Source organism: Bacillus sp. BML-BC051, from assembly GCF_019656175.1.
Classification (GTDB): Bacteria; Bacillota; Bacilli; order Bacillales; family Bacillaceae_G; genus Bacillus_A; species Bacillus_A mobilis.
The window spans coordinates 41218-62313 of record NZ_BPLI01000015.1 but is presented as its reverse complement, the minus strand read 5'-3'; the positions used below and the strand labels follow the sequence as shown (position 1 = coordinate 62313).

General features: G+C 34.0%; 22 protein-coding genes and 2 pseudogenes. 17 read left to right on the top strand and 7 right to left on the bottom strand.

The genetic code is table 11. From position 1 onward, the window contains the following. Positions 1-32 precede the first annotated feature (32 nt). A complete protein-coding gene (locus K5S59_RS06690; RefSeq protein WP_000686801.1) occupies positions 33-998 on the bottom strand; it encodes a patatin-like phospholipase family protein in 966 nt (321 codons plus the stop codon). 87 nt (positions 999-1085) lie between these two features. Beyond that, on the bottom strand, positions 1086-1232 hold the full coding sequence (locus K5S59_RS06685) for a YjcZ family sporulation protein (protein ID WP_000540425.1): 147 nt from the start codon (positions 1230-1232) through the stop codon (positions 1086-1088). A 223-nt stretch (positions 1233-1455) separates the two neighbouring features. Here K5S59_RS06685 and K5S59_RS06680 point away from each other — a divergent pair, with 223 nt between their 5' ends. From K5S59_RS06680 to K5S59_RS06665, 4 genes are all read left to right on the top strand, one after another. Further along, on the top strand, positions 1456-2208 hold the full coding sequence (locus tag K5S59_RS06680; protein WP_000790903.1) for a YwqG family protein: 753 nt from the start codon (positions 1456-1458) through the stop codon (positions 2206-2208). 146 nt (positions 2209-2354) lie between these two features. Continuing rightward, positions 2355-3515, top strand: coding sequence for a transglutaminase domain-containing protein (locus K5S59_RS06675; RefSeq protein WP_000520872.1), 1161 nt, complete (start codon positions 2355-2357; stop codon positions 3513-3515). Between the two features lie 103 nt (positions 3516-3618). Beyond that, positions 3619-3816, top strand: a complete 198-nt coding sequence (locus K5S59_RS06670; RefSeq protein WP_000362873.1) for a DUF4083 domain-containing protein — start codon at positions 3619-3621, stop codon at positions 3814-3816. A gap of 30 nt (positions 3817-3846) precedes the next feature. Next, entirely contained in the window at positions 3847-4308 is a 462-nt protein-coding gene (locus tag K5S59_RS06665) for an NUDIX hydrolase (RefSeq protein WP_000024989.1), read from the top strand. A 150-nt stretch (positions 4309-4458) separates the two neighbouring features. Here K5S59_RS06665 and nadE read toward each other — a convergent pair whose 3' ends face one another. Then, a complete protein-coding gene (nadE, locus tag K5S59_RS06660; protein WP_212982122.1) occupies positions 4459-5277 on the bottom strand; it encodes an ammonia-dependent NAD(+) synthetase in 819 nt (272 codons plus the stop codon). A gap of 270 nt (positions 5278-5547) precedes the next feature. Here nadE and K5S59_RS06655 point away from each other — a divergent pair, with 270 nt between their 5' ends. The 4 genes from K5S59_RS06655 to galT all read left to right on the top strand — a co-directional run bounded on the left by K5S59_RS06655 (position 5548) and on the right by galT (position 10731). Then, the gene (locus tag K5S59_RS06655; protein ID WP_120449869.1) at positions 5548-7428 is read left to right on the top strand and encodes an ABC transporter permease; all 1881 of its coding nucleotides are present in this window, start codon (positions 5548-5550) and stop codon (positions 7426-7428) included. Positions 7429-7543: 115 nt separating this feature from the next. Then, positions 7544-7831, top strand: coding sequence for an AbrB/MazE/SpoVT family DNA-binding domain-containing protein (locus K5S59_RS06650; RefSeq protein ID WP_000648284.1), 288 nt, complete (start codon positions 7544-7546; stop codon positions 7829-7831). Between the two features lie 254 nt (positions 7832-8085). Then, a complete protein-coding gene (locus tag K5S59_RS06645) occupies positions 8086-9036 on the top strand; it encodes a serine protease (protein WP_098872366.1) in 951 nt (316 codons plus the stop codon). Between the two features lie 210 nt (positions 9037-9246). Further along, positions 9247-10731 (top strand): UDP-glucose--hexose-1-phosphate uridylyltransferase, encoded by a 1485-nt coding sequence (galT, locus tag K5S59_RS06640; protein ID WP_120449871.1) that lies wholly within the window; start codon positions 9247-9249, stop codon positions 10729-10731. A 310-nt stretch (positions 10732-11041) separates the two neighbouring features. Here the strand turns inward: galT and K5S59_RS06635 are convergent, their stop codons facing one another. Next, on the bottom strand, positions 11042-11350 hold the full coding sequence (locus tag K5S59_RS06635; RefSeq protein ID WP_001259913.1) for an ArsR/SmtB family transcription factor: 309 nt from the start codon (positions 11348-11350) through the stop codon (positions 11042-11044). Between the two features lie 108 nt (positions 11351-11458). Here K5S59_RS06635 and K5S59_RS06630 point away from each other — a divergent pair, with 108 nt between their 5' ends. From K5S59_RS06630 to K5S59_RS30455, 3 genes and pseudogenes are all read left to right on the top strand, one after another. Then, positions 11459-12394, top strand: coding sequence for an aldo/keto reductase (locus K5S59_RS06630; protein WP_000877941.1), 936 nt, complete (start codon positions 11459-11461; stop codon positions 12392-12394). 49 nt (positions 12395-12443) lie between these two features. Beyond that, positions 12444-13619: an MFS transporter gene (locus tag K5S59_RS06625; RefSeq protein WP_120449873.1), complete on the top strand. Its 1176-nt coding sequence runs from the start codon at positions 12444-12446 to the stop codon at positions 13617-13619. A gap of 48 nt (positions 13620-13667) precedes the next feature. Further along, positions 13668-13875, top strand: a pseudogene (locus K5S59_RS30455) (hypothetical protein). A gap of 53 nt (positions 13876-13928) precedes the next feature. Here the strand turns inward: K5S59_RS30455 and K5S59_RS06620 are convergent. Next, entirely contained in the window at positions 13929-14153 is a 225-nt protein-coding gene (locus tag K5S59_RS06620) for a hypothetical protein (RefSeq protein ID WP_000162607.1), read from the bottom strand. An 84-nt stretch (positions 14154-14237) separates the two neighbouring features. Then, positions 14238-14585, bottom strand: a complete 348-nt coding sequence (locus K5S59_RS06615; RefSeq protein ID WP_000426314.1) for a DUF4257 domain-containing protein — start codon at positions 14583-14585, stop codon at positions 14238-14240. Between the two features lie 196 nt (positions 14586-14781). Between K5S59_RS06615 and K5S59_RS06610 the strand changes: the two genes are divergently transcribed. From K5S59_RS06610 to K5S59_RS06590, 6 genes and pseudogenes are all read left to right on the top strand, one after another. Further along, the gene (locus K5S59_RS06610) at positions 14782-15309 is read left to right on the top strand and encodes a DinB family protein (RefSeq protein ID WP_001018105.1); all 528 of its coding nucleotides are present in this window, start codon (positions 14782-14784) and stop codon (positions 15307-15309) included. 182 nt (positions 15310-15491) lie between these two features. Next, a complete protein-coding gene (gene rsgA / locus K5S59_RS06605; RefSeq protein ID WP_001073063.1) occupies positions 15492-16541 on the top strand; it encodes a ribosome small subunit-dependent GTPase A in 1050 nt (349 codons plus the stop codon). 204 nt (positions 16542-16745) lie between these two features. Further along, positions 16746-17786: pseudogene (locus K5S59_RS30660) on the top strand (cache domain-containing protein); the annotation flags it as partial. After that, positions 17781-18728, top strand: a complete 948-nt coding sequence (locus K5S59_RS30655; RefSeq protein WP_429795287.1) for a methyl-accepting chemotaxis protein — start codon at positions 17781-17783, stop codon at positions 18726-18728. The pseudogene K5S59_RS30660 and the gene K5S59_RS30655, both read left to right, overlap by 6 nt. Before the next feature lie 194 nt (positions 18729-18922). Then, on the top strand, positions 18923-19228 hold the full coding sequence (locus K5S59_RS06595) for a hypothetical protein (RefSeq protein ID WP_000539576.1): 306 nt from the start codon (positions 18923-18925) through the stop codon (positions 19226-19228). Positions 19229-19524: 296 nt separating this feature from the next. Then, positions 19525-19893 carry a DUF3979 family protein gene (locus K5S59_RS06590; protein ID WP_000965082.1) on the top strand — a complete coding sequence of 123 codons (369 nt, stop codon included), beginning with the start codon at positions 19525-19527 and terminating at the stop codon, positions 19891-19893. A 36-nt stretch (positions 19894-19929) separates the two neighbouring features. Here the strand turns inward: K5S59_RS06590 and K5S59_RS06585 are convergent, their stop codons facing one another. Then, positions 19930-20970 (bottom strand): YkvI family membrane protein, encoded by a 1041-nt coding sequence (locus tag K5S59_RS06585; protein ID WP_000370200.1) that lies wholly within the window; start codon positions 20968-20970, stop codon positions 19930-19932. Positions 20971-21096: the final 126 nt, after the last annotated feature.

Genomic DNA, 21096 nt, shown 5'->3' with positions numbered 1-21096 from the left:
TGTTACGTGTTCTCGTATGAAAAATAATAGTATTATGAGTCAAGTTGACGGAAATATCGATTCGTTTTTCGGTCCTGATTTCCGTTTCTATAGTCATCAATATATTGTCTGAAGTTCCAAGATTGTAAAAACTTATTTGCGGCGTTATAACCAGAATTGTAAAGCCACTCTTTTTCTTCCTTTGTTAACTCAAAGTTTGTACTTGTAATGGACCCAGTCGGAATTGTAATCGTTCTTGCTTTTGATTCCTTATCTAAATGACGTAAATCATGGGCTTGCATCATTGTTTTAAAAAGTCCTTTGAACATGGAGATAGGCTCGTTATAGTGGGCTGGCTCAGCTTGAATCTCATCTTTTACGAAATGAAACCCAAAAGTCGGCCAGCGAGGAGAGGAAGGTGAGTCGAAAATCCAAATGGGGTAATTGCTTAAAATCCCTCCATCAACCATATAACAAGGTTGCTTCCATTTTGGAGTTCTCCATTTTACCGGTTCAAAGAAGAAGGGGATTGTACTACTCATTCTTACAGCTTTAGCAATAGAGAAACGATAATTTAAAAATCCGTAGTTTGGTAAGTCATCAGGAAAGACAACCATTTTACCATTACTTATATCAGAAGCGATAATTTTAAGCTTATTTAAATCAGGCAAATCTGTAAATAAGTGAACTCCTTTTTTTCGAAGTAATTCTTCAATCCATTCTTCTATAAAAATATTAGAGTAAATACCAAGAGTAGTCCATGCACTTAATCCTTTGCCGATAAACGGGATTCTGTCAATAAAGGTTTTTTTCGTAAATTTATTATAATCAATATCAGTTATAATTGTTTTTAACTCTGAACAAGAATATCCTGCTGCTAGGAGCGCAGCGATAATGGAACCAGCTGATGTTCCAGCTACACGTTCCCATTCATAGCCTTTTTCAGCTAACGCGCAAATTGCCCCTACATGCGCAATTCCGCGTACACCGCCTCCTTCAAAAACACCATCAATTTTCATTAAACATACTTCCTTTCGAATAAAAGATTTGGAAATGGCAAAAAAGCACGTATTGTACGTGCTTTTTTACAATAGTTTTTAAATTTACTAGCAGCCTACAAAGCCGCCCCAACAGCTAGCTCCGATAATGATTAGAAGGATAAATAAAACGATTAATAAAGCGAAACCTCCATAACCACATCCACCACAACTACCGCCGTAACCGTAACCGCCGCAACTATATCCGTAACCCATGTGGAATTCCTCCTTAAATTAAAAATAAAAATGAACGAGGGGAAAATGTACTGGAAGAAATAATGAACTATCGTGTTTGTAGGAACAATGTATACTATGCTTTTTTCAACTTGTTCGCGTATGATGGAAGAGCCCGTTTTTTGAAGGCTTGTTGTTTTTACAAAGAATGGAGTATAATCTTTGTGCGATGATACAAATAAGTATGTACATGTAAGGAGAATTTATGAAAAATAAAATTGAAGTATTAATTGATAAATATGGGCTGACACATTTGAAAGAGGAACTTATTCATACTGTATTTCCTTGTGTGAAAGTTGTGCCAAAGCAGGAGGAAACAGTAGCAATAGGTAGTTCGAAAGTGGGCGGCGTTCCCGATTTACCAGATTCATTTGAATACCCAATGCACAAAGGGAATCCGTTACAGTTTATCGCTCAATTTAATTTAAATGATTTACAAAATGTTGGTATGGATCATGATCTTCCTAATACGGGGATGTTATATTTCTTTAGCATTGGAAATTACTTTGAAGAAGATGTGAACCCAACTGAAGCGGGACGTGTACTTTATTATGATGTTCCTGTAGAGCAATTACGAAGAGCAGATGGATTCCAAACGAATTATAGCCAGTGTGCAACTACGTTTGAACTGACATATAAATTGCCAGAACTTTTCATTGAAGATGAGGCTGATTCAGATCGTTTCTTACAATTGCTTGAAGAACTAATCCCAGACAACTACGATAACCATCAAATGTTTGGAGAGCCATTCTCTGTACAAGAGGAAGTATTATATGAGACAGGAGAATATATGGGAATAGACCCGCAGCAAATGACACTTTTATTCCAAATTGATTCAGATACTAAAAATTGTAATATGATGTGGGGAGATTTAGGGATGCTTTATTTCTGCATTGGAAATGAAGACTTAAAAAATCGACGTTTTGAAAATGCATGTTGTGTATTACAAACTTGTTAATGAAAAAGGTTGTTCTTGTAAAAAGAACAGCCTTTTTACAATGTTAAATATGCATAATCTCATATGACCTATACGAAAAAGTATTGTATACTCTGAAACTATACGATACTTTTTTCGTATAGTTATAGAATGTAAGGAGTGACGAGATGGGAAAGACAAGTAAGTATGTGACAGCTACCCTGCTTTGTTCAACTATAGTAATGGGAGGCTTACACGCGTCAACGGTATCTTATGCAGCTACGAATCCGACTGTAGCGACAACACAATCAGATGCAAAGCTATTAAATGATTTCAGAAAAGAATTGAAAAAACAGGTTGATAATCGAGAAGAAAATATTACAATCACATATAAAACGAAAGATAGAAATGCTAGAAATGTTATGGATCAATTGTATGGCGAGTTTAATAAAATTGTAGATACAGATGAGTATGTAAAATATAATGTAGCCTCTACTAAATATTCTATTAAAGGGTTACCAGGAAACTATACGTTTACACTGGAAGTGAAATATCGTGAATCAAAAGAGCAAACACAATATGTAAAATCGCAGGTAAAAGCAATTATCGGTTCAATTGTAAAACCTGGAATGGATGAGCATGAGAAAGTAAAAGCTATTCATGATTACGTTGTAAAACATGTATCTTATGATACGTCTTATAAAGCGTATACAGCATATGAAGCATTAGCGAATCGTTCTGCCGTTTGCCAAGGATATACGTTATTAACATATGAATTGCTAAAAGAAGCGGGTATCCAAAACCATATTGTAACAGGTACAGGAAATGGACAAGCTCACGCATGGAATATAGTGAACATTGAAAACAAATGGTATCATATTGATACGACATTCGATGATCCAGTACCGGATAAAGCTGGGCGCATAACATATTCATATTTTAATATGTCTGATGAGCAATTAAGTAAAGATCACGAATGGGATCGTAGTAAATATCCAGCAGCAACTACAAGTTACTTTGGTGAATTAACAAACAAAATAAAAGCGGGTAGCTCAAAGACTGCTGCATATGAACAAATTTTAAAAGAAACAAACTTAAAATACTTATCTGCACAATACGGGGCAGACAATTACGGTGAATTTAAGCAAAAATTACAGCAACAATTCGCTTCTAAGCCAGAGAAGGTAGAAGTACGATATAAGCAATCTATGGATGGAACAATGCAAGATATAAAGAAAGTGTTAAATGAAATAAATTGGCCAAAAGGTGCAAAGCGTGTATCTTATCAAGTAGCACCTTATAGTGCGATGGCAGATTATTCATTAGCGACAATTACATTTACCTATTAAGCAATGAAAAAGAGCATCTGTAAAAGGTGCTCTTTTTATTATGTATCACTTCAAAAAACTGAATTGTATGATAAAATATAAAAAGGAAGGATGTGGAATCTAAATGGATTTGTTCGAAAATAATATTTTTGCATTGATATATGCTTGTTTAGTAATCGGACTTATCATTTTGTTTTTCCTATCATTTACTTTGTTTGTTAGAAGGTTAATGCAAAACAGCGCTGCAAAAAAACAACATGTAATTAATATGAATAAGAAGCTAGAGCGAATTATTGAATTGCTGGAAAAAGAAAAGAAATAATGATAGAAGATGTATGAAAAGGGGAAGAGGATGGCTAATTATATAAAAGAATTACGTGAAAAAGTAGGACACGACTGTGTTCTCATAAACTTTGCGGGTGGTTGTGTGTTGAATGAATATGGAGAAGTATTACTGCAAAAAAGAGGTGATTTTAATGCTTGGGGATTTCCTGGCGGTGCAATGGAAATTGGAGAATCTGCCGCAGAAACTGCGATTCGAGAAATAAAAGAAGAAACAGGCTATGATGTAGAAATAAATGAGCTTATTGGGGTGTATACAAAATATTTTCAAGCATATCCAAATGGGGATAGAGCCCAGTCCATTTTAATATTCTTTTCATTTTCAATTACCGGAGGAGAGAAAAAAATAGACGGTGATGAAACGTTAGATTTGAAGTTTTTCCCGCTAAATAAAATGCCACCATTGTTTAATCAACAACATGAGGATTGTTTGCAGGACTTACTAGAGAAAAGAGTAGGGGTGTATCGTTAACATAAAAAAAGAAGCTAATGAGGTTAGCTTCTTTTTTATGTTTAATTTATCCCGCTTTAATGGGGAGTCGGGCTGCCCATAAAAGTCCGATTGGTAAGGGCTGATAATCAGTGGGGGATGAAGAGAACCCCTACTGATTAAAGTTTCACTTTATTTCCACCAATCATCAAACATTGATGCTGGAACTTGTCTTTTATGTTCACTTACTGTGTAACGTTTTTCAATTTTTTCTGCTACGTCAGCTGGAACAGCCTTATCTTCTAAATAATCATCAAGTTGATCATACGTAATACCTAACTCTGTTTCATCAGCTTGACCTGGTTTTTCATCTAATAAATCAGCTGTTGGCATTTTTAAGTAAAGGCGCTCGTCTGCACTTAATTCTTGTAATAGAGCGCGTCCTTGGCGTTTCGTTAATCCCGTTAATGGTAATAGGTCTGCACCACCATCTCCGAATTTTGTAAAGAATCCTGTAACAGCTTCTGCAGCGTGATCAGTTCCAATCACAAGTAGCCCTTGTTGACCACCGATTGCGTACTGTGTAACCATACGGATACGTGCTTTCACGTTACCTTTATTGAAATCTGTTAATGATTCACCTAATACGTTTTCGTATTGATTTGAGAAAGTATCAACTGTTGACGCGATATCAAATGCAACAGATTGATCAGCTTGAATAAATTGTAATGCTAATTGTGCATCATCTTCGTCTTTTTGCACTTTATAAGGAAGGCGCACGGCGATAAACGTTGCGTTACCACCTTCATTACGAATTTCCTCCACTGCAATCTGAGCTAAACGTCCAGCTAATGTAGAGTCTTGTCCGCCACTAATTCCAAGTACAAATCCTTTTGCACCCGTTTTTTTTACATAATCTTTTAAGAAATCAACACGTTTACGGATTTCTGTTTTCGGATCAATTACAGGCTGAACATGTAATGCTTTCATAATCTGTTCTTGTAATGTCATTATGTTTTCCTCCTATTCATATTAAAGCGGTAAATAAGTTTATATGTATATTGGTACATACTTCTATCCTTTATTATTTCGCAAAACTAACGAATATACAATAGGATGCGTGTATGAATATGAATGTAGTCATTATAATGAAACTGTTTCATTTAAGCAATTTTTTGAAACCTTTCAATGATGTAAGGTTTTTGTCATTTGAATCGATGGAAGCTATTTCCGCATTTTACTAATATAAGAACATAGTTAGCAGAAGGGCGGAGAAGTAATATGAACATTAGAGAACTCGCATATCGGAATGTAACGCGAAATAGACGAACATACTCAGCATATTTTTTAAGTAGTGCATTTGCAATTATGGCCTTTTTTGTGTACTCATTTTTTGCGTTTCATCCGGCATTAAGCGCTGGAGAATTGGGACGTTATGTATTCATAAGTATGTCTTTTGCACAGTCCATTATTTACTTATTTACGTTTTTCTTTATTTTATATTCGATGGGAATGTTTTTAAAAACGAGAAAGCGTGAATTAGGAATTTTAATGATGTTAGGTATGACGAAATATCAATTAAAGCGTCTTATCTTCTTTGAAAATATTATGATTGGGATAGGGGCAATTATTTTTGGAATACTTACAGGAATGCTATTTTCCGGAATATTAATATTTGTAGCTCCGATGATATTAAAATTAGATATTTCTTTAGCTTATTACATACCAATGAAAGCCATTGTTGTAACGAGTATTATGTTTTTCGTATTATTTATGATTATTTCATTATTTAGTGCAGGAATGATTCGAAAAAATAAAATTATGAAATTGTTTAGAGGATCAGCAGAAGCGAAGCCAGAACCGAAAGCATCTATTATTTCTTCTATATTAGCAGTCATATTACTTAGTGCGGGATATACAGGAGCGCTTCTGTCACATGGTGCAATGGTATTTGTCATGATGATTCCTGTTACAACGGTAGTCATTATTGGTACGTATTTGCTGTACAAGCAGTTGAGTGTCTTTATTATTAGATTATGTAAAAAAAGTAAACGTTTCTATTGGACACAGACAAATATAATTACGTTATCAGATTTAGCTTACCGTATGAGAGATAACGCAAGAATGTTCTTTATTGTAACTATTATTTCAACTGTAGCATTTTCAGCAATAGGCACATTAGTTGGTTTCACATCAATGACGAAAGGAATTATGGAGAGACCAATTGCGTTTCAGTATCATTCTAAGCAAGGAAATAGTAATGAATCACAGCATTTGAAGATGATTGACGAAGGATTAAAGAAACATAATATAGCAGCTTCTAAAGCTACTATTTTAACGAAAAGGGCAGAGGAACAGTCGTTAAGAAGTGCTATTTTCATAAAAGAATCAGATTATGAGGAATATGCGAGGTTAACAGGCGAACCATTTCAACCTGTAGCAAATAAAGAAGCTTTATTTTTATCAGTCGATATACCAGGACCACCGATGAAAGAAAGAAAAGAAATTACTTTACCACATTTGAATGAATCTTTAAAAGTTAAAAAAGTTAATACCTCTTCGTTAAGTAAAATACTGCGAGGTAACGTTTATGTAATCTCTAAAAATCAGTATGATGCATTACAAGATGGCTTTAAAGAGGAAAAAGATTATGTGTACAAAACAGAAGGAACGAAAGATGAAATAGAGGTTGGTAAAGAACTTACGCATCAGATGAAGACTTATGAAGAACATGCAACGTTTAGTGCAGAAGAGTACGAACAAAACCAAAGTTTACAAATCGCAGGACCAATCTTATTTGTAGGCTTCTTTATTGGTATCGTATTTTTCGTATGTGCAGGAAGCTTCCTTTACTTCCGTTTGTTTTCTGATTTGGAGGATGATACTCGTTTGTTTGAAATGATTCGAAAAGTAGGTTTAACGAGCGGGGAATTATCGAAAGTAGTTACAATCCGATTGGCACTTTTATTCTTCGTTCCAATAGGTGTTGCAACATTACACGGGGCAGTAGCGTTAACTGCACTGGGACAGATGTTTGAGTACTCGCTATTTAAAGAAAATGCGATTGTATTAAGTATTTTCATAGGAATTCAAGTTGTATATTTCTTACTAATACGATCTCGCTATTTAAACCAATTAAAAGAGAGATTACGTATTCGTTAATTGTGTTTTTTTAACTTGAGTACAAAATTTTCTAAAAAGATACAAGTATTACCAAAAAGTGATAAAATGGAAAGAGCGAGGTGGAAAAAATAATAGAAAGTAAGGGGGGAGTAATATGAAAGCAACAGGAATTATTCGAAAAGTAGACGAATTAGGACGAATTGTTATTCCTAAAGAGTTACGAGAAGTATTAGGAATCCAAATCAAATCACCACTTGAAATTTTCGTAGAAGAAGAAAAAATCATTTTACAAAAATATCAACCTTACAATGCTTGTCAAATAACAGGTGATGTTTCAGATCAAAACATATCATTAGCAAATGGAAACATTACTGTTAGTATAGATGGAGCGAAACATTTAATAAAAGAAATAGAGAAGTTTTTAAATAAGAGTGAAGCTTAGTCTTAATTTATTTTATTTTTAAAATTTCATATCATTCTTTAAAAACTATAAAAGGGCCATTAAATTGGTCCTTTTATTTTGGTTATTGGTGAATAAAAATTACGAGATAAATAAAAAGAGTAGTATAAAATTAGTAAGCTATATTGAGAAATATTTTTAAGGAAGGAAAATGAAACGAATAAAACGAATGTTACATTTAAACGTTTTCAAAAGTGGTCTGAAATGAAAATAATATATTTTCAGGAGGGATTACGATGAATAGTAGTACAGCGAATAAACAAAAAGGTATACAATTGATTCCTTTTACAGTAGATAAGGTGGTTGAACAAGTAAATGAAATTCCACCAGGTGTACAACTCATTCATGCTCCACAAGTATGGGAGAAGAGTGCGAAAGGAAAAGATATTGTTGTTGCCGTATTAGATACAGGTTGTGATGTGAATCATATAGATTTAAAGGATCGCATTATCGGTGGAAGAAATTTCACGAAAGATTACGAAGGGGATCCGAATATTTATCTTGATAATAACGGACACGGTACTCATGTAGCGGGGACAATAGCAGCGACTGAAAATGGTGTCGGTGTTTTAGGAGTCGCACCACTTGCTAAAATGTTAGTGTTAAAGGTTTTAGCGGGAGATGGTTCTGGAAGTTATGAGCAAATTATTGAGGCGATTCATTATGCTGTAAATTGGAGAGGGCCTAATAAAGAAAGAGTTAGAATCATTTCAATGTCACTTGGTGGTCCGCAAGACGTTCCAGAATTACATGAAGCAATTCAAAACGCGGTAAAGCAAGATGTTCTCGTCGTATGTGCTGCTGGGAATAATGGAGATTGTAATGATAACACGGAGGAACTAGACTTCCCAGGTGCGTACGCAGAAGTGATTGAAGTCGGCGCTGTCAATTTAGAACGGAAAATCGCATGTTTTAGTAATTCAAATCAAGAAATTGATTTAGTGGCGCCAGGTGATGAAATATTATCTACGTATCCTGAAGGGAAATATGCGGTATTAAGTGGAACTTCTATGGCGACACCGCATATTGCTGGAGCGCTCGCATTGATCATTAAGCAGTGTGAGAGGGAATATGGTAGAAAGTTATCAGAGCCAGAAATATATGCACAACTTATTAAAAGAACTATACCTTTAGGGTATGAACGTACATCTGAAGGAAATGGATTAATAGATTTATTAAAAGAATAGTAAATACTAAAAACATCTCATAATTTTATGAGATGTTTTTTTGTATGGCTTTGTCGAATATATCGTGGAATCTAGTATTTATTTCTTTTTCATGAAATGTTTATTAGGGTGGTGGTTATCCCATAGATCTGTTCATAAAATGATAAAAGGTACATAGAAATGGCATCGTAACAACATAAACCGTTATAAGGTTAGAGGAGGTATATACTGATGATATATCAAGCTATCCAGCAGTTAATTGATCGGGCTATTGAAGTTCAATTAATTGAAAAAGAAGATGAAATATATACAAGGAATAAAATTCTTTCTTTACTTCGTTTAGATGACTTTGTAGTGGAAACGTCAGCGCCCGCAAAGAAAGCAATTTCGGAGTTATTGGAAGAGTTAATTGAATTTGCTTGTATGCATAAAGTCATTGAGGCAGTAATGGACGAGAAGGAGATTTTAGCAAGTGCAATTATGGATGTTTTTATGTCTAAACCGTCCGTTATCAATTCTATATTTTATGAAAAATACGAACAAAATCCGAAAGCTGCAACAAATTACTTCTATGAATTAAGTAAAAATCGCAATTATATACAAATGAAGCAAATTGACAAAAATATAAATTATAAAGTGAATACGGAATATGGACCCATTGATATTACAATTAATTTATCAAAACCAGAAAAAGACCCGAAACAAATTGCTAGAGAGAGAGTATTGGAAAGTACAAATTATCCAAAATGTTTACTCTGTATTGAGAATGAAGGATATAGAGGCAGAATTGGACATCCAGCACGCTCAAATCATCGTATGATCCGGATGAACCTTACAGATGAAAGCTGGTTTCTACAGTATTCTCCGTATATATACTTCAATGAACACTGTATTGTATTGTCTTCAGAACACCGAGATATGAAAATTGACCGTCAAACATTTTTACGTTTGTTAAGATTTGTAGAAAAATTCCCGCATTATTTCCTTGGTTCCAATGCAGATTTGCCAATTGTAGGAGGATCTATTCTATCACATGATCATTATCAAGGTGGAAGTTATGAATTTGCTATGGCAAATGCATCAAACGACTTGATTTTTGAACTCACCGGATTTTCAGAAATGCAATGTTCTATTATTAAATGGCCTCTGTCAGTTATTCGCTTAAGAAGTAACGACATAGAACAAATAGTAAATGCAGGGGAGTACATATTAGAGAGGTGGAAGGGGTATAGTGATCCATCCGTTAATATATTCGCATTTACGTATGATGTTCCACATCATACGATTACGCCAATTGCCCGCTACCGAAATAATATGTACGAATTGGATCTTGTTTTGCGAAACAATCGTACAAGTGAAGAACATCCGCTAGGTATTTTTCACCCTCATGCGGAAATACAACATATTAAAAAAGAAAATATCGGTCTAATTGAAGTAATGGGGTTAGCTGTACTACCTGCGCGTTTAAAAACAGAACTTCAGGAAGTGGAAAAATTTTTACTTAACATTCCAAGTGATATTCCAACGCCTCATATGCGATGGGCAGAACAATTAAAAATCAAATATGACAATCGGATACATGAACAAAATGTACAGGAGATAGTAAGAGAAGAATTAGGACAGAAATTTATACACGCGCTTGAAGATGCTGGTGTTTTTAAACGAGATGACGAAGGGATATCGGCATTTAAACGTTTTATTCAGACATTACATTAGGAATGGACTTAGTAGTTTTAATGATTACAAAATGACCTAATTATGTGATAGGGGAGGGAATAAGATGGGGAAGTGTGAGCATAAACAACTACAGGGATTGAAACAGATAGGTGGCCCTATATTAATGATGTGTATAAAATGTAATCAAATAATTAAAGTGTCCAAAGGATCCAGTACAAAAATAAAGTAAAAAAGAATGAGTCGTTTATATTCCTATTGTGTGATAAATCAATTTCTCACTGATTAAAGTTGCGTTTTATTAAAAGAATAGCAAAAACTAAAAAACATCTCATATGAATATGAGATGTTTTTAGTATGGTTCTGTTGCATGTAATACGACGTCTAATAAACCGGGGAATCTAGCATGTAAGTCATCTTCACGAATTGAAATGAAACGCTGTGTTCCTTCAAGGCGTGTATACATAACACCGGATTCACGTAAAACCTTAAAATGGTGGGATAAAGTTGATTTCGCAATTGGAATGTTTAACGCACCACAAGATTGTTCATGTTTCTCTAGTAGCATCGTTACAATTTGTAAACGAATTTGATCGCTAAGTGCGTATAAGACAGAAGAGAATTGAATTTCTTCTCGATTTGGATGATAGAGAGTACGCATTTTTTCACCTGCTTGTATAAGTTAATATAGTTTGCACTATAACATATAAAGTGGTATATTTCTATTGTTCGAATATATTCGAACAATAGAAATATAGGGGGAGAAACAATGAAGTATACAAAATTACAAAAGGCAGGACTACATATTTCAAAGTTGGGGTTAGGAACAAACGCTGTAGGGGGACATAATTTATATGCTGATGTGAATGAGGAAGAAGGAAAACGATTAATAGAAGAAGCTATCCAGCAAGGGATTACATTTTTTGATACAGCGGATTCATACGGTTTCGGTAGATCAGAGGAATTGGTAGGAGAAGTATTGAAAGGAAAACGCCAAGAAGTTGTACTTGCTACAAAAGGTGGAATACAGCCGTTATTAAATGGAGAGGTTTATATTAATAATGAGCGAAGCTATTTAAGAAATGCTGTGGAAAATAGCTTAAGAAGATTACAAACTGATTATATTGATTTATATTATTTACATTTTACAAATCCAGAAACAAGTTACATAGATTCAATTGGAGAGCTTACTCGCCTAAAAGAAGAAGGAAAAATTCGTGCAATTGGAATATCTAACGTAAACGTAGAGCAATTAAAAGAAGCGAATCAGTATGGACAAATAGATGTTGTACAATCACCGTATAATATGTTGGATCGTGCTGCTGGGGAAGAACTTTTGCCATATTGTATAGAATCAGGTATTTCATTTATTCCATACGGACCTCTTGCCTTTGGGATATTAGGTGGAAAATATACAGAAGATTTTAAATTGAGCGAAGGGGATTGGCGTCAAAGTGTAAATCTATTTGAAGAAAATACATATAAGAGTAACTTTAAAAAAGTTGAAAAGTTAAAAGGTTTAGCTAAAGCAAAAAATATCGAAGTTTCGCATTTAGCTTTAGCATGGTTACTAAACAAAAAAGGAATTGATACTGTTATTCCTGGTGGGAAACGAGCGGAGCAAATAAGAGAAAGTGTAAGAGCGGTGGAAGTATCACTGAATGAGAAGGTTATGAAAGAGATTGAATCTATTTTAGAAGCTTAGTTGAGAAGAGGGGGAGTTCCCTCTTTTTATATAAAAGGAGAAGGTTTAAATGAAAAGAGTACTAGCTGTATTCTTTATGATCATGTTTATGATAGGTACAGATACTTTCTTAATTTCACCACTTTTACCGACATTACAACAGGTGTATCATGTTTCAACTGAGCTATCAGGATGGATGGTGAGTTCATATGCTTTAGGATACGCTGGATTTGCGCTTATTGCTGGTCCTATATCAGATGGCTTAAACAGAAAAAAAGTGATGGTAATAGGAATGAGTTGTTTTGCGTTAAGTACGTTTTTATGTGGAATGGCACCGAGTTTTCTATGGATGCTAGCATTTAGATTTTTAGCAGGTGTAAGTGCAGCCTTTGTATCTCCACAAGTGTGGGCATCTATTCCGCTCCTTATAGAGAAGGAGCAAATTGTAAAGGCAATTGGAATTGCAACAGCAGGGTTAGCAATCTCTCAAATTTTAGGGTTGCCAGTTGGATCGTATTTGGCAATGGTACACTATACAACACCATTCTTCGTCATTGGTATATTATCAGCACTACTTGTGATTCTTATCTATGTAGTATTACCAGAAATACAACCGGTTTATATAGGTGGAAGTAAAACAAACATCTTAAAGCGCTATAAACAATTACTTACAGATTCAAAGGTTTCACTTTCTTATTTTGCATATTTTGTTTTTCAAACTGGTAATTTTGCTGCATTTTCATTTTTCGGTGTATGGCTTTCCATTCAATTTGGTTTACAAGTTCATGAAATAGGAACAGCTATGCTTGTATTAGGGTTAGGAAATTTAACAGGGAATATTTTGGGCCCAAGAATCGTAAATAAAATTGGTTATAACCTTTCTTTTTATGGTGGAATTATATTTACAGCAGTGCTATATGTATTACTACCTTATGTAAAGAACATTATATTTGTGGAGCTATTATTCTTTGTTTTATTTTTTGTGACAGGGATTTTATTTGTATTAATGATGAGGCACTTACAAAACCTGTCTAGTGCAGCAAGAGGAACAGGAGCAGCGCTTGCAAATGCTTCTATGTATATTGGTCAAATGATTGGATCGGCAATAGCAGGAATGTTATTTGCAGCATCTCACAATTTTATACTTATAGGTAGTTTTACTGCGTTATTATATGTAGTAGCTTTATTTCTGTTTAGAAAAAGTGAAAAACTTACTGAAAATAGTGAAACAGGAATTGTATCATAAAGCCTATATAAATATTTCGCAAACCAGAATTAATAAGAGTGTGAATATATGAATGTGCTTTTAATTACAGTGGTTACTAAAAGTATAGAAATAGTAGTAGAAATGTATTGCAACAAAGTTATAAGGAATCCAAAAATAAAAAATCCCTATAAAGATAGGGATTTATAAATCGGCATATAGTTCCTTGGAAAAGGATATACTTAGTTTATCATATAGGACTACTTATATTTGTGAAATAGATGTGAAAGTAATGTGAAAAATGCGGGAAGAAAATTTTTCTAAACAAAAAGCACTGTTTTAGCTAATGAACTAAAACAGTGCTTTTTTCTTTGATTGAACAGTTGCTGCATTTTCATCGTGTATGCCTGCATCTCTAATAATTCGTTGTTTTGCTTTATTTAATAGATGATTTACTGCTTCACCAAAATAGTTAGCTTCGCTTTTTGTGCGGGCTTCTCGTAAACATTTATAGTTTTCTAGCAGTTCCTCTTTTTCAGTGTTTGTTAAGAAATCTTCTATTTTCTTTTTTGTCATACGAAACACCCTCTCTTCTGACAAACGACGCAATAGAAAATATTTATTGTTTATTATAGCAATAATTTTTAAAGAAAGTATAGACTAACGTCGTAATAATTTGTCAATTTCTTGAATCTTCTCATCAGCTTTCCCAATCTGTGTATTTTTAGCTTGTTCACCACCAAGCGCTTGGTGTAGTAAGAAAGTCTGACCGGAAATAGCAGTCACAATGGATACTTTTATAATTTCTTTTATTAAGGTGACATCGAATAAAACGAGTCCAAGAAGTGCAGCTAGACTACCAGTGAGAATATCAGTCAAAAAACCAAAGTGAAAAAAAGTTTTCAAACGGCGTGGAAGCAATAACTTACCTTGGTTATTGATTAGATGGGAAACGAAACCGGTAATGCCACCAACGAGTATAGCGGTTAGCCATTGATACATTTCCATCGAATCCACTCCTTTTAGTGAATAAGATTCGATTCTTTTATATTGATTCCTTTTAATATTTCATAGAAGCATATTGAGAAAGTTTGTTTGGGTTTATTACGTATTCAATTTAATTATAACAGAAAAATCTGATATATTTCAGTCTATTATATGAAGCGGTTATTCCTTAATATGAATGTAGAAAGGGGTGCGTGATATGAATATAGATTATCGAATAAGAAGTGTGGATGGTTATACAAAAAATATAGGGGAATTAGTAAGCATGCTGGAGCATACGAGGGCTGTAACATTACAGGAAATAAAAGATCTATCAGTTGAGCAATTAGATTTAATTATGCCGAGTGGAGGAAATTCTATCGGAGCGTTATTAAAACATATAGCAGCTATAGAAAAAGCTCATCAACTTATTTCATTTCAAGAGCGCGACTTTACAAAAGAAGAATTAGAAATATGGGAGGACGCACTGTATTTAGGGGAAGCAGGGAAAATAATTCGTGGTCATGACATACAGTATTATGTACAACTTTTACAAAGTGTTCGAGAAGAATCTCTGAAGTATTTGAGTGAACAAGATGATGAATGGCTTATGTCAGAAAGAAAGTGGCCTAACGATGTAGCGTATAACCAGCACTATCTGTGGTTTCATGTGCTAGAAGATGAGATTAATCACCGTGGGCAAATTAGAATGATGAAAAATAAATTATTTGAAAATTACGTTAAATAAAGTAGCTTTTTAAATAAATATTCCATATAATAAGAGTAATTAAAATGAGAACGGGGTGATGTATTATGGCGAAAATAACTTATATGAATAATAAACCAAATACAAAAGTGGATGGAAAGGGCGAGACTGTATAAGTTAGCGCACGATCCTTCCGCTTAGCTTAAACTAGGGAGGATATCAATTTGAATCAAAATATTTTAGAATCATTCGGCTGGGATTCTTTTTTTGAGGAACAAGCTGTAGAGAACTTTGAAGTAGGACGTATTTTACTTGAGCATAAGCATATATATCGAATTATTTGTAATGATGGTGAATATATGGCAGAGCTGTCTGGAAAGTTTCGACATGAAGCAGTAACGAAGGGAGATTATCCAGCGGTTGGTGATTGGGTGTATATAAAGAAAATAGAGAATGAAAAGAAAGCAATTATTCATCGTATTTTTCCGAGAAGAAGCTCTTTTTCTAGACAAGAGGCTGGTACTCGAACGGAAGAACAAGTAATAGCAGCAAATGTAGATTATCTATTTTTAGTGAATGCACTTAATCATGATTTTAACGTAAGAAGAATGGAACGTTATTTACTATTAGCGTATGAAAGTGGTGCAATGCCTGTTATTGTTTTAACAAAAAGTAGCTTATGTGAAGATGTGGAACAGAAAATTGTAGAAACGGAAGCTGTGGCAATTGGTGTTCCGATCTTCATCGTTGATAGTTTAGAACATACTGGTATTGAATCGTTGCAGCAATTTGTTTCTTCAGGAAAAACAATTGCTTTAGTCGGATCATCGGGGGTTGGAAAATCCACTTTGTTAAATGCACTTATAGGACTTGAAGTAGCAAAAACGGGAGATATTCGTGAGGAAGATAGTAAAGGAAGGCATACGACAACTCATCGTGAATTGTTCCGATTACCGAGTGGTAGTTTAGTTATTGATACTCCGGGTATGAGGGAACTGCAACTTTGGGAAGGAAGCGATGCAATTCAAACAACATTTTCTGATATTGAAGAATTAGCAAAAACGTGCCGTTTTAGGGACTGTAAGCATGAAAATGAGCCAGGGTGCGCAGTGCATCATGCAATTGATAACGGAATTATTACGATAAATCGTTTGCAAAGCTATAAAAAACTACAAAGAGAACTGGCGTACTTTATGAGAAAACAAGATGCTGTTCTTGCAAGAGCAGAGCGTGATAAGTGGAAAAAGATTTCTAAACAGCATAAAAAAATATGAAAAGCCAAAGGGTGGTTCCCTTTGGCTTTTTGCTTTTGTAAATTTTATAATAATATTATTCATATATATGGACAAAGAGAAATTAATTGTTTAAACTTTACAAAGTATTCATCATAATAGGTTATGAAAATAATAATTCGGGAATAGGAAATATTTACAATTCACTAGATTTAACTTTTGAAATTGAAAAGCAGGAGGTTTGTAATGGATAGATTATTAAATTGGTTTCGTGATATGAAAGTAGCAAAAAAACTACTAATTTCATTTTTTGTCATTTTAATTGCGGCTGTCTCTATTATCGGAGGCATGTCTTATCAAACGGCTAAAAAGAATTTTGAATCACAAATTACGAGCAGTGCTCACGACAATATAAAAATATTAGATAATTTAATCAATCAAATGATTGATGCAAAATTTAATGATGTGAATAATTTTGCACGGGTGATTCAAGGTAATATGTATCAAGGGGATAATCAAGATGAATTAAGAAAAATGTTATCTCAATATATCAATTTGAATAAAGATGTTGAACAAGTATACGTTGCTGGGAATGATAAGAAATTTGTGCAAGAACCAAATATACAAATGGCAGCAGACTATGATCCAACAGAACGTTCTTGGTATAAAGATGCAGTGGCAAAACAAGGTGGTATTGTAATTACTGAGCCGTATAAGGCACAAGGAAATGGACATATTGTCGTAACGATTGCAAAACAAGCAGAAGATAAAAACGGTGTTGTAGCGGTAGATTTAAGTTTAGATAATTTATTAAAAACAACAAAGTTAATCAATATTGGTAAAAAAGGGTATGCTTTCATTTTAGATGGGAAACAAAAAATAATTGCACATCCTCAAGAAAAATCAGGAGAAAAAGCAGCCGATTCTTGGGCGAAGAAAATTTATGAAGATAATCACGGCGCTTTTTCATATACGTATGACGGTAGCGAAAAGCAAATGGTATTTGCTACAAATGTAAAAACAGGTTGGAAAATCGGTGGGACGATGTACTCAAATGAAGTAATTGAAGCTGCTCAACCTGTATTTTATAATATGTTAATTGTTATGTTCATTTCATTAGTTATAGGCGGAGCACTTATTTATTTTGTGACACTTTCTATAACGAAGCCATTAAAAAGATTAGTTAATACTTCTAAAGAAATAAGTGAGGGAGATTTAACGCAAACAATCGAAATTCATTCTAATGATGAGATTGGCCAACTTGCAAAAGGATTCAATGAGATGACAGATGCATTGCGAACGCTAATTGGAAGAATTAATACTTCGGCTGGACATGTTGCGGCAGCATCAGAAGAGCTAACGGCAAGTGTAAGACAAGCAAGCGAAGCGACTGAGCAAATTACAATGGCAATGGATGAAATATCGAGCGGGGCAACAACGCAAACAACGAGCGTAGAAAATGGTGCAATGTTATTATTTGATGTAACAGAAGGAATTCAGCATGTAGCAAAAAGTTCATCATCAATTAATACGGCTTCTGCTCATACTCGTGAAAAAGCAGAAGATGGCGGGAAACTAGTAGGAAAAACAGTAAATCAAATGCAGTCTATTGCAGAATCTGTTTCACAATCGGATGAAGTTATACAGTTACTAAATAATAAATCAAAACAAATTGGTGACATACTAGAAGTAATTCAAAATATTGCAGATCAAACAAATCTTCTAGCTTTGAATGCGGCAATTGAAGCTGCAAGAGCGGGAGAGCATGGAAGAGGATTTGCAATCGTTGCAGATGAAGTACGTAAATTGGCGGAGAAGTCTAGCGTATCTTCTAGTGAAATTAGTAAATTAATATGTGAAATACAAGAAGACATGAGTAAGACAGTAAAATCGATGAGTCATGTAAATGAAGAAGTTCAATCTGGACTTGTTATTGCGAATGAAACGAAGCAAAACTTTACTGAGATTTTACAATCTACAAATGAAATTGCAGATCAAATTAAAACGATGGTTGAAACGGCTAATGGGATGTCAAAAGGTGCAAATGAAGTATCTATTTCAGTAGGTCAAATTGCAATGACAGCACAGAATAATGCGACGAGTACTCAAAACGTTGCAGCATCAGCAGAAGAACAACTAGCATCCATTGAGGAGATTAGTTCTGCGGCTGGTACATTATCTCAAATGGCTGAGGAGTTACAAGGGTTAATTGAAAGATTTAAAGTTTAACAGAGGACAGACTACTCCAAAATAGCAGTATGCTATTGGAGTAGTCTGTTTTTACTATGTAATATTAAATGAGATAGAGAGTATCTTAATAATATTTAAAGGAATATTTTGTATTATATTTGTCGAAAAATAGAGGTATTTGTTAACTTTGTGTATAATTATAATCATATAGAATGCAAATAAAGGAGATTACTATGGGAGTTTATTGGGGTACCAAAAGACATTCTTGGCTTAGTTATGTCTCATTTTGGTTAAGTATTTCATTTTTTATTGTTTTTCTAATTGAAGTGTTTGTTTTAAAAACACTTTCGAATAGTTCGGTGCAAATTGTTAAATATTTTTATTTTATACTTGTACCAGTAAACATCTTTCTTAGTTTAAAGTTACTCTTTAAGAAGAATGAAAAGAAAGCATTACCTATTTTTAGTTTCATCGTATCATTATTATTTACAATTTTAATACTAGTATTAGCGTTAGCAGCTACTGGGAAATTCTTTTAAGGAGAGTGTTATAAGTCACTCTTCTTTTTTGTTGTTGCAAGGAAATAATAAGTGTAGGATGGACAAAGAAAGCATTTCATTAAGTTTGATATGATTTGAAAGCTTAAGAAGAATAGTAAGAAATGAAGTAAGAGATAATTCATATAATAATGAAGAGAATCAGGTGTTTTACATACCGTTATGAGGCAAATGAATACGGTAAGAACGGCGATATATGGTACAATACATATGGATAGTGATAGAGATAAAGGGTATATAAAATACTCATCGTTTTTTAGTAAGAGAGGGGTTATCTTATGCTATACGAGGATTTGATGACATTATTTCAAGCAGCTCCGAAAGAAGAAGGTAGAGGCGGCTGGAAATATATAATCCAGGAACGAAAAGATAAATATGAAATTGTTGATGAAATGTTGAAAAATCAAATGAGTGTTGAATTGTATTTTAATGAATATGATGAGGTGAAAATCACTTTATATAAAGATGGAATGCCTATTTCTACTATGCAAAGAATTGCGATTTCAAAAGTTGAATTAGACGAAGAGGAAGAAGGGATTCAATTTGTTTTAGAACGTATGCCTAGTCGGATGATTCGCTTGCAATTAAAGCCATATTTAGCACTCGAAATGGGGCCATACTGGGAAGTATGTGATGATTGTGAATGAACATAAAAGAAGCATCCAATAACATGGATGCTTCTTTTATGTTTTTTGAAGTTGTTTAAAAGCAATGATTGGAAGTAAAATGATGCTGACCCATCCAATTATAGGATATAGAATGTGGAGTAATTCACTGTAACCAATGTAACTAAAGCAATAACTAATTAGTAAAATAAAGAAAATAATATTGTTACTTTTCCAACTGGTGATGGATTGCATTTGTTTTGTCATTCCGAACACATTGCCAACTAAAGTTGTGAACACTTCACCGAAAATGATAAGAACAAAGAAAAAGTGAAAAGTTGCATTGAATTTTCTTATGACTTCAGCCATTGGGATATTATATTGATAAAATTGATCGACTGATAAGATAGCTAAATGGCTACATAATAAAATTAAAGATAGTCCTGCACCACCTAAAATACCGCCCCATAAAATGGCCTTTCGATCTTTTACTTCACTGGCTAACGGGACGAGAACGCTTTGGGCGAGCGAAAGATTTAAGGCGACATATGTAATAGGACTAGTAATCCACTTCATATTCCAGCTTTCTGCAGGAATAGTGTCACTAATAGGAGTTGTACCGTGAAAAAAAGTTGTAATAGCAAGTCCGATAATAAAAATCATCATAATAGGTACGACAAGTGTATTAACTTCAAAAACCCCTTGTAATCCGCGACTACCTATAATGAGACAGGCGATCAATATAATGAAAATACCAAGTTGTCTTGGTAAACGAAGTTGCTCTTCAAATACCGCCCCAGCTCCTGATAACATAACGCTCGTTACACCAAATAATACGAGTAATAATAGTGTGTTTACAACATTTCCAAATACATCTCCAAATAAATATTTGTTAAATTCTTGCGCTGAAAATGCACCAATTTGTGATGAAAGTAACATCATCTTTGTGCCAAGCCAAATAAAAAAAAATCCACTTACACATATGCCAATTGTTCCATATAATCCGTTCACTGTAAAAAATTCAACAATTTCTCGTCCAGTAGCAAATCCAGCTCCAACGACTGTTCCAATATAAGTAGCAGCGACCTTCTTTGCTACTTGCCATTGTTGATTGTCCATGTTATCCCTCTTTCTACTACGATGAGCTTGATTTACTATTATGCATATGTATGAGCTTGGACAATTAGACGTATGAAGTGTTTGAAAACATACATGAATTAAAAGATATTAGGGAAGTATTAAAGG

Coding starts and splice junctions, on each gene's coding strand:
- K5S59_RS06690 (WP_000686801.1), bottom strand. CDS start 998: ATGAAAATTGATGGTGTTTTTGAAGGAGGCGGTGTACGCGGAATTGCG.
- K5S59_RS06685 (WP_000540425.1), bottom strand. CDS start 1,232: ATGGGTTACGGATATAGTTGCGGCGGTTACGGTTACGGCGGTAGTTGT.
- K5S59_RS06680 (WP_000790903.1), top strand. CDS start 1,456: ATGAAAAATAAAATTGAAGTATTAATTGATAAATATGGGCTGACACAT.
- K5S59_RS06675 (WP_000520872.1), top strand. CDS start 2,355: ATGGGAAAGACAAGTAAGTATGTGACAGCTACCCTGCTTTGTTCAACT.
- K5S59_RS06670 (WP_000362873.1), top strand. CDS start 3,619: ATGGATTTGTTCGAAAATAATATTTTTGCATTGATATATGCTTGTTTA.
- K5S59_RS06665 (WP_000024989.1), top strand. CDS start 3,847: ATGGCTAATTATATAAAAGAATTACGTGAAAAAGTAGGACACGACTGT.
- nadE (WP_212982122.1), bottom strand. CDS start 5,277: ATGACATTACAAGAACAGATTATGAAAGCATTACATGTTCAGCCTGTA.
- K5S59_RS06655 (WP_120449869.1), top strand. CDS start 5,548: ATGAACATTAGAGAACTCGCATATCGGAATGTAACGCGAAATAGACGA.
- K5S59_RS06650 (WP_000648284.1), top strand. CDS start 7,544: ATGAAAGCAACAGGAATTATTCGAAAAGTAGACGAATTAGGACGAATT.
- K5S59_RS06645 (WP_098872366.1), top strand. CDS start 8,086: ATGAATAGTAGTACAGCGAATAAACAAAAAGGTATACAATTGATTCCT.
- galT (WP_120449871.1), top strand. CDS start 9,247: ATGATATATCAAGCTATCCAGCAGTTAATTGATCGGGCTATTGAAGTT.
- K5S59_RS06635 (WP_001259913.1), bottom strand. CDS start 11,350: ATGCGTACTCTCTATCATCCAAATCGAGAAGAAATTCAATTCTCTTCT.
- K5S59_RS06630 (WP_000877941.1), top strand. CDS start 11,459: ATGAAGTATACAAAATTACAAAAGGCAGGACTACATATTTCAAAGTTG.
- K5S59_RS06625 (WP_120449873.1), top strand. CDS start 12,444: ATGAAAAGAGTACTAGCTGTATTCTTTATGATCATGTTTATGATAGGT.
- K5S59_RS06620 (WP_000162607.1), bottom strand. CDS start 14,153: ATGACAAAAAAGAAAATAGAAGATTTCTTAACAAACACTGAAAAAGAG.
- K5S59_RS06615 (WP_000426314.1), bottom strand. CDS start 14,585: ATGGAAATGTATCAATGGCTAACCGCTATACTCGTTGGTGGCATTACC.
- K5S59_RS06610 (WP_001018105.1), top strand. CDS start 14,782: ATGAATATAGATTATCGAATAAGAAGTGTGGATGGTTATACAAAAAAT.
- K5S59_RS30655 (WP_429795287.1), top strand. CDS start 17,781: ATGACAGATGCATTGCGAACGCTAATTGGAAGAATTAATACTTCGGCT.
- K5S59_RS06595 (WP_000539576.1), top strand. CDS start 18,923: ATGGGAGTTTATTGGGGTACCAAAAGACATTCTTGGCTTAGTTATGTC.
- K5S59_RS06590 (WP_000965082.1), top strand. CDS start 19,525: ATGCTATACGAGGATTTGATGACATTATTTCAAGCAGCTCCGAAAGAA.
- K5S59_RS06585 (WP_000370200.1), bottom strand. CDS start 20,970: ATGGACAATCAACAATGGCAAGTAGCAAAGAAGGTCGCTGCTACTTAT.